The organism is Streptomyces sp. NPDC086549 (assembly GCF_044746205.1).
In the GTDB taxonomy this organism is placed as follows: Bacteria; Actinomycetota; Actinomycetes; order Streptomycetales; family Streptomycetaceae; genus Streptomyces.
The window spans coordinates 1-12,054 of the sequence record NZ_JBIVBS010000017.1 but is presented as its reverse complement, the minus strand read 5'-3'; the positions used below and the strand labels follow the sequence as shown (position 1 = coordinate 12,054).

The window sequence follows — 12,054 nt, the reverse complement described above, 5'->3', positions numbered from 1 at the left end:
CGGCGCGGTCGCGGAGAGTTCACAGCGTCCAAACCTCCGGACTCCGGAACCACCGAACAAACTGGCTATGCTCACGCCATGGCCGCTCTCGGATGGCTCACTCCCCGTAGGCGCTCCGCCACGGCGCGGAGCGTGTTGGCAGGCGAGGCCTCGGCTGAGGCAGCGCGCAAGTCCTCACAGGACGTCTCCGGTGTTTCCGGCGTTCCCGAGGAGGAACCGGAGTTCCCGGTGCTCGGCGACGACCAGGCCGCCGCGTTCTTCGACCTGGACAACACCGTGATGCAGGGCGCCGCGCTGTTCCACTTCGGCCGCGGCCTGTACAAGCGGAAGTTCTTCGAGACCCGCGACCTCGCCAGGTTCGCCTGGCAACAGGCCTGGTTCAGGCTGGCCGGGGTCGAGGACCCCGAGCACATGCAGGACGCGCGCGACTCCGCGCTGTCGATCGTGAAGGGCCACCGCGTCGCCGAGCTCCAGTCGATCGGCGAGGAGATCTACGACGAGTACATGGCCGAGCGCATCTGGCCGGGCACCCGGGCGCTGGCCCAGGCCCATCTGGACGCCGGCCAGCGGGTGTGGCTGGTCACGGCCGCACCCGTCGAGATCGCCGGGGTCATCGCCCGCCGCCTGGGCCTCACCGGCGCCCTGGGCACGGTCGCCGAGTCCGTCGACGGCATCTACACGGGCAAGCTGGTCGGCGAGCCGCTGCACGGCCCGGCCAAGGCGGAGGCGGTCCGCGCGCTGGCCGCGGCGGAGGGACTGGACCTCGCCCGCTGCGCCGCCTACAGCGACTCCCACAACGACATCCCGATGCTCTCCCTCGTCGGTCACCCCTACGCGATCAACCCCGACTCCAAGCTCCGCAAGCACGCCCGTGAGAAGGACTGGCGCCTGCGCGACTACCGCACGGGCCGCAAGGCGGCCAAGGTCGGCATCCCGGCGGCGGCGGGGGTCGGCGCGGTGGCGGGCGGCACGGCGGCGGCAATCGCCCTGCACCGCCGCCGCCGGTAGTGCTGTAGCCGCGTAGCCCCGTAGCTGCGGGCAGTCGTGCCGTAGCCCTGTAGCTGCGGGCAGTCGTGCCTCCCCCAGTGCCTTAAGGGCCTGGGGGGACCCCCAGGCGGCACGGGTGGGTGCAGCGGCACCCCGTAGCGCCGGGCTGCGCACCCCACCCCCGCCCGGCCCCAACCCCGGACACCCGACCATCACCGCCCTGGCACCCAACACGCCCCAGCTCCGCAGGAACTCGCACTTTCCCGATCAACAAACGGTCACTCCACGACACTTGAGAGGGCATCAAACGGTTACGGAAGCGACGTAATCGATGATTTGAGCAACTGGGTGTAGCAGTGCCTGCACGAAGCGTTATTCTCCTGGGACGCAATCCGGTGCCCATCCGTCGCTACGACGGGTGAAAGGTTCCGCACTGCACGTGATGGAAGCTCTGCCTCTGGGAGTCCCGTGTACCCACACGTCGGGGTTGACGCCTCGGGCCTGGCTACGCTGCGCGCAACGGTCGCGACGGTCCAACAACTCATGCGCGGCCTGGTCCCCACCGCGTCCACCGTCCCCGCCTTCGCCACCGTCGCGCCCGCGGGCCCGTGCTACGCACTGGCCGACGGCGGCGCCGCGGTCGGCAGACGCGGCCGCTCCGCCGGCAACGCGGCCACGGCACGCCGCCCGGCCGCGGACAGCGACAGCGCCCGGATGATGGACCTCGTCGAGCGCGCCCAGGCCGGCGAGTCCGAGGCCTTCGGCCGCCTGTACGACCAGTACAGCGACACCGTGTACCGCTACATCTACTACCGCGTCGGCGGCAAGGCGACCGCCGAGGACCTCACCAGTGAGACGTTCCTGCGCGCCCTGCGGCGCATCGGCACCTTCACCTGGCAGGGCCGCGACTTCGGCGCCTGGCTGGTCACCATCGCCCGCAACCTCGTCGCGGACCACTTCAAGTCGAGCCGCTTCCGGCTGGAGGTGACGACCGGCGAGATGCTCGACGCCAACGAGGTCGAGCGCTCCCCGGAGGACTCCGTCCTGGAGTCCCTCTCCAACGCCGCTCTGCTGGACGCCGTACGACGGCTCAATCCCCAGCAGCAGGAGTGCGTGACGCTCCGCTTCCTCCAGGGTCTGTCCGTCGCCGAGACCGCCCGCGTGATGGGCAAGAACGAGGGCGCCATCAAGACCCTCCAGTACCGCGCCGTGCGCACCCTCGCCCGGCTCCTGCCGGACGACGCGCGCTGACGGCAGCCTTCGCGCGCCTGCCGTTCGGCCAGCGCGCGGCCGGCGCGCGACCGCCGTACTGCGACCGTACTGCCACTGTGCCGCCATCGTGCCGCCACCGTTCGGGCACTGTGAGTGACGCTCAACTAACGTTCCGTGAAAGCCTGTTGACTTTCCGATCCGCTCATCCTCCGTCCGTAACCCAAGTGCCGCGCCAGTCGTTGTGCGGGATACAGGCTCCCTGTGGTCACGTCCTGGCCGACCCTGATCACTCGATCGTGTGGAAGTGGTCGGGGCGTGCAACCCTCAGGACCCCCTGGGGAGTCGACCGTCATGACGAGAGGAGGTGCCGCCAGTGATCGCGAACGTATCGGCACACCGGCGGGCGAACGCCTTCGCCCAGGCCCTGGAGGAGCAGTCCGACCGGGACACGGCGGCCGAGCAGTCCGAGAGCTCGGCAGCGTCGCCACCGGTCCCGACCGCTGTGGAACGGATCGAGCAGGGCCAGCTGTTGGCCCTCGCCGCCGGTCTCGGCGCGCTGCCCAAGCCAGAGCTCGACCCGGAGGTCAAGGTCGTCCAGCGAGCCCAGCTCGTGGCCGCGATGGAGGCCATGCTCCGGGAGGGCACGCTGGGCGGGGCGGCGGATCCTTCGGTGCCCGAGCCGCGTTCCCACCGGGCCAAGGGCGCCCACCGGGCAAGCCCGCTGGGGAAGTTGCGACCGCGCTCACGGCTGACCAAGGGCCTCGCGGCCGGCGGGCTCAGCGTCGGCGTGGCCGCCGGGGCCTTCGGCGGAGTGGCCGCGGCGAGTTCCGACGCCCTGCCCGGCGACTCGCTCTACGGACTCAAGCGCGGCATCGAGGACTTCAAGCTCAACTACCTGACCGACGGCGACGACGAGCGCGGCCAGACCTACCTCGACCAGGCCTCGACCAGGCTGAGTGAGACCCGGCGGCTGATGGAGCGCGGGCGCAGCGGCCCCCTGGACCACGAGTCCATCGGCGAGATCCGCCGCACCCTGTCCGGCGTGCAGCAAGACGTCACCGAGGGCCACCGCCTGCTGCACGCGGCGTACGAGCGCGATCCGGAGTCCCTGGGCCCCATCCAGGCCCTCTCCGCCTTCTCGCGGTCGCACCGTGAGGCGTGGGGCGCGCTCCGCGACAAGCTGCCCGTCCAGCTCGGGGACGTCAGCGACCAGGTGTCGTCGGTGTTCGACGCCATAGACGAAGAGGTCGCCCCGCTGCAGTCCCTGCTCCCGCAGCCCCCCGCCCAGGGAGGCAGCGGCAAGCAGCAGGGCTCCGGCTCGGCGTCCACCGGCTCCTCCGGCACCCACCGGTCGACCGCGCCCTCCGCCGGCAGCGAATCCTCCGCCGGCGGACACTCCAGCACCGGCAGCCCCAGCGGCTCGGCCTCCGGCAGCGAGAGCGACGGCCTGATCGGAGGCAGCACGGGCGGCCTGCTCGACCCGCCGAAGAGCAGCGGCAGCGCCTCCCCGTCCACCAGCAAGACCCCGACCACAGCGCCGGACGTCACACTCCCACCGCTCCTCCCGGGCCTCCTGCCCGGCCTGGGCATCGACAGCGACGACGCGAGCTAGACCGTCGGCTGCGGCAACGGGGGTGCCCCTTTCAGGAGGGGCACCCCCGTTGCCGTACAACCACAACTCTCAGAAGCACAACTCTCAGAACGCCCTCAGAAGAACACCGACCGCCGCTGCACCAACAGTTTGTACAGCGTGTGCTGGATCTGTTCCCTGACCTGGTCCGTCAGGTTGAACATGAGCATCGGGTCCTCCGCCGCCTCCGGCGGATAGCCGTCCGTCGGGATCGGCTCGCCGAACTGGATCGTCCACTTCGTGGGGAGAGGGATCGCCCCGAGCGGCCCCAGCCACGGGAAGGTCGGCGTCAGCGGGAAGTACGGGAAGCCCAGCACGCGCGCGAGCGTCTTCGCGTTGCCGATCATGGGGTAGATCTCCTCCGCCCCGACGATCGAGCAGGGGATGATCGGCGTGCCCTTGCGCAGCGCCGTGGAGACGAAGCCGCCCCGGCCGAACCGCTGGAGCTTGTAGCGCTCGCCGAAGGGCTTCCCGATGCCCTTGAAGCCCTCCGGCATCACCCCGACCAGCTCACCCTGCCCGAGGAGCCGTTCGGCGTCCTCCGAGCACGCCAGGGTGTGCCCCAGCTTGCGCGCCAGCTCGTTGACCACCGGCAGCACGAAGACCAGGTCGGCCGCGAGCAGCCGCAGGTGACGGCCCGCCGGGTGATGGTCGTGCACGGCGACCTGCATCATCAGGCCGTCCAGCGGCAGCGTCCCGGAGTGGTTGGCGACGATCAGGGCGCCCCCCTCGGCCGGGATGTTCTCGATGCCCTTCACCTCGACCCGGAAGTACTTCTCGTACACCGGGCGCAGCAGGGACATCAGGACCTGGTCGGTGAGCTCCTCGTCGTAGCCGAAGTCGTCGACGTCGTAGTCCCCGGTGAGGCGGCGGCGCAGGAACGCGAGGCCGCTCGCGACGCGCTTCTCCAGGCCGCCGTCGTGCGGCCGCTGCGGCTGCTGCTGCGGCAGCTGTTCCTCACGGGTCACGGGAACATCATCCTGCGCGGGCGCCGTGCTGGGCAGGGGCTGGACCTCACGGACCAGCGCGGGCTCGCCGCCCTTGCGCCGACTCCCCGCGCTCCGACGCCGCGACGGCCGCTGTACGGCGCTCCCGCGCGTCCGGTCGTCGTCGAACGGAATGACCTTGGCATCCGCCATCGTTGATGCGCTCCTCAGTTGGCGCTCTGCGTCGGGGCTTGCGTCGGGGAGTGGCCGCTGCCCGGCAGGGACAGCGCGGCGATCCGGTCGACCGCACCCGCGATGTCCTCCGGCGGCAGCAGTCCGGGACCCTGGCTGCGAGCGAAGTCCGCGAACGTTTCAGCAGTCGTGTACTTCGGCTTGAATCCCAGCGTCTCGCGCATCTGGTCCGTCGCCACGACCCGGCCATGTGTCAGCAACCGGATCTGCTCGGGCGAGAAGTCCGTCATGCCCAGCGTACGGACCAGGGAACCGGCCCAGGTGACCGCAGGCAGCAGCAGCGGCACCGTAGGGCGGCCCAGGCGCCTGGAGCACTGCGAGAGCAGCAGGGCGCCGTCTCCGGCAATGTTGAAGGTGCCGCTGTTCAGCGTGCCCCGCTCCGGCTCGTGCGAGGCGATCCGCAGCACCTCGATCACGTCGTCCTCGTGCACGAACTGCAGCCGGGGGTCGTAGCCGAGCACGGTCGGCAGGACCGGCAGCGAGAAGTAGGAGACGAGCGGCGTGTCCGCGGTCGGCCCCAGGATGTTCGCGAACCGCAGCACGCACACGGCGACATCGGGCCGCCGCCGGGCGAACCCGCGCACGTAACCCTCGACCTCCACCGTGTCCTTCGCGAAGCCACCGCTGGGCAGCGACTTGGCCGGGGTGGTCTCGGTGAAGACGGCCGGATCCCGCGGCGCGGACCCGTAGACGTTCGTACTGGACTTCACCACCAGCCGCTTCACGGTCGGGGACTTCTGGCACGCCCCGAGCAGCTGCATGGTGCCGATGACGTTGGTCTCCTTGACCGTCGTACGGCTGCCGCTGCCCAGCGCGGTGCCGGTCACGTCCATGTGGACGACCGTGTCGGCGGCCGTCTCGGCGAGCACGCGCGCGATGGTGGGCTGCCGGATGTCGGCCTGGATGAAGTCCGCCCCGCCCAGATGGTGCTCGGGCGGCACCGCGTCCACGGCGACGACCCGGTCCACCTGTGGGTCACGCTGGATCCGTCGTACGAACCGGCCCCCCAGTTGACGGGCCACTCCGGTCACGAGCACGACCTTCCCCAAGATCAGCGCCTTCCTTCCGCCCTCGGCGTTTTGCCGCTCGTAGCCTGCCGCGTTCCCCGTGTGCGGCCAACTTAGCGGGTTGGTGTTGCGCTGTGATGACCCCCTGATGCACGAAGTGACGAGTTTCGCCCGTCCGCATATGACACCGATACGGACTCCGACACGGCGATACGGCCTCCGATGCGGCCTCCGATACGGCGCCGCATACGACGATGGCCCCCCACCGGCAGCGGTGGGGGGCCACGCGAACACGCTTTCGCGGCGTCGCTTACTTCTTGTTGCGACGCTGAACGCGCGTGCGCTTGAGCAGCTTGCGGTGCTTCTTCTTGGCCATCCGCTTGCGCCGCTTCTTGATAACAGAGCCCACGACTACCCTCGCTCACTTCTCATCACTCGGTGTTTGGGCGCCATGGGCCCATACGACCTACGAGGGGCCAGCCTACCCGCCCGAGCGCTGAGGTCGTAATCGAGGGGTTCGTCAGGCTGTCTCCACCCCCACATAGCTCTCGCGGAGGTACTCGTGTACCGCTTGCTCGGGGACGCGGAAGGACCGCCCCACCCGAATCGCGGGCAGATGACCGCTGTGCACCAGCCGGTACACGGTCATCTTCGACACTCGCATCACCGAGGCGACCTCCGCCACGGTAAGGAACTGAACCTCGTTCAGAGGCCTCTCGCCAGCTGCAGCCATGACACACCTGAACCTTCCGCACTCGACGGCCACCGGCTTCCCCTTCCGGTGACTCTTCGTCGTTGCGTGCTCACTCCCCAATGTAGGGGCGGGTGATGCGAGTGGGGAAGAGGTGCACCCATCGGCGGCCTACTGTGACAGACACGCTCGATTGAGTACGTAGCGGGTAAGCGGGCGGTAGTAATCAGACCGCACAGCGTCATCAACCGGAACGACGACGGACACGACCCCCTCGGCCTCCCCCACAAAGAGCGCGGGGTCATCCGTATCCGCGAGCCCAATGGCCTCAAACCCCAGCTGACCTGCTCCGCAGACCCATCCGTGGTCGCCGACCACCAGCTCGGGCAACGGCCCGCCGGCCTCCGCCGCCGCGGCCAGCGCGGTACGAACCGGGAGCGGTGAATGCGTGTGTGCGCCGGGCTCACAACCGGGGCGTTCCGCGTCGAGCACCCGTACCAGCGCGACGCCTCGTACGTAATCAAGGTTGTGCGTACGTAGACCGAACCGGGTCGTTATGTCGACACAGCGACCCTGCGCAGGGGTGAGGACCTCACACCCCGCCGCCGACAACGCGTCTGCCAACTCGGCGTAGAACCCGAGCAGCCGATGCGGGTGCCCGGTGCCGAACAACACGGGCGCCCTGCGCTGGGCAACCTCGGCGAGCCGCTCCGCGAAGGCCTCCAGCGCCGTCAGGGTCAGCTCTGGGTCGATCACATCATGCCCTGATGTGTATGCGGGATCGGCCGAAACTCCACACCTGTCCGCCATCAGCCCGATCAAATCTCGCACATCCCAAGACTGTTCGGGATCGATACCGATCAGCACCCGCGGATCACGAGCGGCGAAGAGCCGATAACTCCGCAGACTCGCCTCCCGGGTCGTCGCCACGGCCCCGGCAAGACGAGCGTCAAGAAGATGCGCGCGAAAGGATCGGGTGCTCAACACGGATGCGATGGTGACGGACGGGGGACCGGGGCTGGGCGGGAACGAAGGGAAGACCGCACGGTTGGCGTAACGGTTCGCTGCAGACCATCACCTACGGCCAAGGCCCAGATCACCCAGCCCGTCCGGCGCTTGAGGACGAGGCCGTCCAGGCCGAAGCGGGGGTCTGGGGGCGCAGCCCCCGGGTGCGGGGTCGAAGGGGCGGAGCCCCTGGGGATGGGAAGGGTAGGGGCGGCGGGGGCGAGAAACCCCACCCGCCCCCACCCGCACGCCTCAACCACCCACAACCACCCACAACCCCCACCCCCTACGCCAACAACCCCCGCAAAGGAAACACCGCCCGCCGCGTGGCCAGCACAGCCTGATCCAAGCGATCAGCGGGGTCGTACCCCGACTCCCACTCCGCCCAGGACACAGGCCACCGCCCATCAGTCATCCGCCCGGGCGCCAACTGCCGCGTACGAGCGAAGACCTCCTGCCGCCACCCCTCCGGAATCACCGTCTCGGGCGCGATCTCCCGCCCCGCCGCGATACCCACCAGGTGCGTCCACGACCGCGGCACCACCTCCACCACCGCGTATCCGCCCCCACCCAGCGCGACCCACTTCCCGTCCGCGTACTCGTGCGCCAGGTCATGACACGCCATCTGCACAGCCCGCTGCGCATCCAGCGAAACGGCGAGATGAGCCAACGGATCCTCGAAGTGCGTATCGGCCCCGTGCTGAGTCACCAGCACCTGCGGCCGGAAGCCGGCCAGCAGCTCGGGCACCACCGCGTGAAACGCCCGCACCCACCCCGCGTCCCCGGTCCCCGCGGGCAGCGCCACGTTCACGGCAGAGCCCTCCGCCGCCTCCGCCCCGGTCTCCTCCGGCCACCCGGTCTGCGGAAACAACGTACGAGGATGCTCGTGCAGCGAGATCGTCAGAACCCGCGGATCCTCCCAGAACGCAGCCTGCACACCGTCCCCGTGGTGCACGTCGACATCCACATAGGCGACCCGCTCGGCCCCCAGCTCCAGCAGCCGCGCGATCGCCAGCGAAGCGTCGTTGTAGATGCAGAACCCCGACGCGCCGCCGGGCATCGCATGGTGCAGCCCACCCGCGAAGTTCACCGCGTGCAACGCGTCCCCGCGCCACACGGCCTCCGCGGCCCCCACCGACTGCCCGGCGATCAGCGCGGACACCTCGTGCATCCCGGCGAACGCGGGATCGTCCATCGTCCCCAGCCCGTACGCCCCGCGCGCGGACCCCGGATCCGCCGACGCGGCCTTCACCGCCTCGATGTAGTCCTGCCGGTGGACGAGCCGAAGCGTCGACTCCCCCGCCGGCTTCGCCGCGACGACCTCCACGTCCCGGTCGAGCCCGAAGGCCCCCACCAGTTTCCGGGTCAGCTCCAGCCGGACCGGATCCATCGGATGGTCCGGGCCGAAGTCATAGCCCGTTACTGCCTCGTCCCACATCAGCTGTGCGCGGCCGCTCATGCCCGCCACGGTATCGGTCCGGTTGAGCGGCGAACGACCGGGCGTACACCAACGTCACCAGCACCAACACCATCGGCACAAGCATGGCCCCGCGATAGCTCCACGAGTCTCCCAACGCCCCCACCAACGGCGAACCGACCAGGAACCCGACGTAGTTGAAGATGTTGAGCCGTGCGATGGCCGCGTCCGACGCCCCCGGGAACAGCCGCCCCGCCGCCGCGAAGGTCTGCGGCACGAGCACGCACAACCCCAGCCCCAGCAGGGTGAAGCCGAGCATCCCGACCCAGGCGTCCGGCGCCGCGGACACCACGGCGAACCCGACCGCCGCCACCAGCGCCCCCAGCCGTACGACCGCCACCGCCCCGAACCGCCGTACCCCCAAGTCTCCGATGGACCGCCCCACCAGCGTGGTCACCATGTACACGTTGTACGGAACCGTCGCCAGCTGCTCCGAGCTCCCCAGCACGTCCTTCAGGTACTTCGCGCTCCAGTTGGAGACGGTCGAGTCCCCGATATAGGCGAACGTCATCACCAGGCACAGCGGCAGGAGCAGCTTGAAGACAACACCCCCGCCCGCCGCCTTCCCCTGGTCTTCGCCCACCGGTGCCGGCTCCCCGTCGACATACCACCGGCTCGCCACAAGGGCCGCGGGCAACAGCACCGCCACCACCGGCAGGTACGACACCCACAGCGCCAGATGCCAGTGCGCCCCCACCCAGGCCAGCGAGGCGCCCACGATCCCGCCCAGGCTGTACACCGCGTGGAAGCTGAGCATGATGCTGCGCCCGTACGTCCGCTGCAGGCTCACCCCGAGCATGTTCATCGACGCGTCCAGCGCACCGACGGCCAGCCCGAAGGCGGCCAGGGCCAGCCCCAGTTCGGCCATCTGCCCGCCCGCCCCGGCCCCGAGCAACGCCAGCAGCACCACCGGCTGGGACCAGCGCAGCAGCCGGCTGGGCGGTATTCGCTTCACCAGCTGCTCGGTCGTCACGCTGCCGACACCGGCGAGGATCGGCACGGCGGCCAGGAAGACGGGCAGCAGCGCGTCGGAGACGCCGTACCGGTTCTGGATGGCCGGGATACGCGTCACGAGCAGCGCGAAGGTGGCACCTTGAGCGAAGAAGCTGAACGCCAGCGAGGCCCTACCGCGCCGCAGCACATCTGTCATGGCGGCGAGCGTAGGGCCCCGGGGTACCCGTGGGTAGATCCAGCCAAAGATGAATTTCCTTCAGCTTCACCGAGCGGAGGCTCAGGCGAAGGCTCAGGCGGCGACAGCAGCCTCGGGCATCTCGGTCTTGGCGGCCGCGGGTGTCTCGGCCTTGGCAGCCTCGGGCGTCTCGGACCTGGCGGCCTCGACCTCGGCGGTCAGCATCCTCTCCATCGGCTCGACGGCCAGCCCGCCACTGACGACGAAGGCGATCGCCATCGCGCCGACCATGATGACCGTGCCGAGCCACACCATGGTGTCCACGGGGACGGTGTACGCACCCACGACCCGCGCGACGCACTCGGCGAGCAGCACCAGACCCCAGACGATGGAGAACACCCGCTCCTTGCGCAGGAAGGCCGCGGACGCGGCCGCCCTCCCGGACACCAGCCGCTCCCAGGCGGCCTCCTTGGCCGCGTCGCCCTTCACCAGGAAGGGCTTCATGCCGGCGGTCATCATCGGCTTCCCGAGCGCGACGGACACCAGGATCCCGATGGCGATCGTGCTGCTGATCCCGCTGTCCTTGGCGAGCATCAGCCTCGGATCCCCGGAGACGAAGCTGAGCAGCAGCGAGACGACGTTGACGAACAGGATGAGGCCGGCCAGGCCGTTGGTCTTCCGCTCCTTGACCACGCCCCACACGGTCCGCACCGCCGGCACCACACTGCTCCAGGCGAGCGCCGCGAAGGTGCTCGTCCCGAAGCCGTCCTTGAACAGGTAGTACGAACCGAGAGGCACCGCCACGTCCACGATCAGCGGGGCGAAGGGGTTCTTCTTGCTCGTCTTCGTCGTCATGCCCTCAGCTTCGCGGAGGGGGCCCGTACCGCAGTAGAAACGATCGTCCAGGCCTCGGCATGACATCTGTCAGGTCAGCAGGGAAGCCAAGTCGCTCATGTCAGAGAAGAGTTGACCGGCACGCGCGAGCTTCGCCGCCGGTGTCATCGCGGTGAACCCGTACACGTCCATCCCGGCCGCCACGGCCGCCTGCACGCCCAGCGGGCTGTCCTCCACGACCACACACCGCTCCGGTGCGAACCCCATCCGCTCGGCCGCGTACAGAAAGAGATCAGGTGCCGGCTTTCCTCGCCCCACATCCTGCGAACTGAAGATCCTCGACTCATCGAACCAGCGGTCGAGCCCGGTCGTCCGGTGCCCCACCCGGATCCGCTCATGACTCCCGGAGGACGCCACGCAGTACGGCACCCCGTCCGCCGCCAGCTTCCCCAGCACGTCGGCGGCACCGGCCACCGGCTTCAACTCCCGCTCGAACGCGGCGAACACGCGCGCATGGAAGACATCGTCGAAGTCCTCCGGCAACCGCTGACCGGTGCGCTCCTGGACGAGCTCGTGGATCCGGTGCATCGCGGATCCCATGTAGTCACGGATGGAGTCCTCGTACGAGGTCGGATGCCCGAGCTCGGTCAGATAGGCGGCCAGGAGCCGGTTGGAGATCGGCTCGCTGTCGACGAGGACGCCGTCGTTGTCGAAGATGACGAGGTCATAGCGCATGCATTCGAGCCTAGACGGTCGTGAACGCAGAAAACCCCCGCACCGAAAGGTGCGGGGGTTTTCTCAATAATTGTTCGGCGGCGTCCTACTCTCCCACAGGGTCCCCCCTGCAGTACCATCGGCGCTGTGAGGCTTAGCTTCCGGGTTCGGAATGTAACCGGGCGTTTCC

The 12,054-nt window shown here is 69.4% G+C and carries 12 protein-coding genes and 1 rRNA gene; 3 read left to right on the top strand and 10 right to left on the bottom strand.

The genetic code is table 11. The features are described from left to right. Nucleotides 1-78 precede the first annotated feature (78 nt). From ACIPSA_RS39225 to ACIPSA_RS39215, 3 genes are all read left to right on the top strand, one after another. Nucleotides 79-1,008, top strand: a complete 930-nt coding sequence (locus ACIPSA_RS39225; RefSeq protein WP_402643863.1) for an HAD family hydrolase — start codon at nt 79-81, stop codon at nt 1,006-1,008. 447 nt (nt 1,009-1,455) lie between these two features. Further along, nucleotides 1,456-2,238: an ECF subfamily RNA polymerase sigma factor, BldN family gene (locus ACIPSA_RS39220; RefSeq protein ID WP_402643861.1), complete on the top strand. Its 783-nt coding sequence runs from the start codon at nt 1,456-1,458 to the stop codon at nt 2,236-2,238. Nucleotides 2,239-2,572: 334 nt separating this feature from the next. Next, nucleotides 2,573-3,811 carry a DUF5667 domain-containing protein gene (locus tag ACIPSA_RS39215; protein ID WP_402643860.1) on the top strand — a complete coding sequence of 413 codons (1,239 nt, stop codon included), beginning with the start codon at nt 2,573-2,575 and terminating at the stop codon, nt 3,809-3,811. Nucleotides 3,812-3,906: 95 nt separating this feature from the next. On the opposite strand, the gene ACIPSA_RS39210 is transcribed toward ACIPSA_RS39215, so the two are convergent. The 10 genes from ACIPSA_RS39210 to rrf all read right to left on the bottom strand — a co-directional run. Next, complete coding sequence (locus ACIPSA_RS39210; protein WP_402643858.1) at nt 3,907-4,968, bottom strand: lysophospholipid acyltransferase family protein; 1,062 nt, start codon at nt 4,966-4,968, stop codon at nt 3,907-3,909. Between the two features lie 14 nt (nt 4,969-4,982). After that, nucleotides 4,983-6,056, bottom strand: coding sequence for an NAD-dependent epimerase/dehydratase family protein (locus ACIPSA_RS39205; RefSeq protein ID WP_402643857.1), 1,074 nt, complete (start codon nt 6,054-6,056; stop codon nt 4,983-4,985). 268 nt (nt 6,057-6,324) lie between these two features. Continuing rightward, nucleotides 6,325-6,423: a 30S ribosomal protein bS22 gene (locus ACIPSA_RS39200; protein WP_003948845.1), complete on the bottom strand. Its 99-nt coding sequence runs from the start codon at nt 6,421-6,423 to the stop codon at nt 6,325-6,327. A gap of 111 nt (nt 6,424-6,534) precedes the next feature. Continuing rightward, nucleotides 6,535-6,747, bottom strand: a complete 213-nt coding sequence (locus ACIPSA_RS39195; protein WP_004984898.1) for a helix-turn-helix domain-containing protein — start codon at nt 6,745-6,747, stop codon at nt 6,535-6,537. Nucleotides 6,748-6,876: 129 nt separating this feature from the next. Further along, a complete protein-coding gene (locus ACIPSA_RS39190; RefSeq protein WP_402643855.1) occupies nt 6,877-7,692 on the bottom strand; it encodes a phosphatase in 816 nt (271 codons plus the stop codon). A gap of 304 nt (nt 7,693-7,996) precedes the next feature. Then, nucleotides 7,997-9,169 carry an acetoin utilization protein AcuC gene (locus tag ACIPSA_RS39185; protein ID WP_402643852.1) on the bottom strand — a complete coding sequence of 391 codons (1,173 nt, stop codon included), beginning with the start codon at nt 9,167-9,169 and terminating at the stop codon, nt 7,997-7,999. After that, nucleotides 9,120-10,337: an MFS transporter gene (locus ACIPSA_RS39180; RefSeq protein WP_402643850.1), complete on the bottom strand. Its 1,218-nt coding sequence runs from the start codon at nt 10,335-10,337 to the stop codon at nt 9,120-9,122. Before ACIPSA_RS39180 ends, ACIPSA_RS39185 begins: the two co-directional genes overlap by 50 nt. A gap of 93 nt (nt 10,338-10,430) precedes the next feature. Then, entirely contained in the window at nt 10,431-11,171 is a 741-nt protein-coding gene (locus ACIPSA_RS39175) for a VC0807 family protein (protein ID WP_402643847.1), read from the bottom strand. 69 nt (nt 11,172-11,240) lie between these two features. Continuing rightward, nucleotides 11,241-11,885 carry an HAD family hydrolase gene (locus ACIPSA_RS39170; RefSeq protein ID WP_402643844.1) on the bottom strand — a complete coding sequence of 215 codons (645 nt, stop codon included), beginning with the start codon at nt 11,883-11,885 and terminating at the stop codon, nt 11,241-11,243. Between the two features lie 72 nt (nt 11,886-11,957). Beyond that, nucleotides 11,958-12,054 (bottom strand): 5S ribosomal RNA (rrf, locus tag ACIPSA_RS39165); the annotation flags it as partial.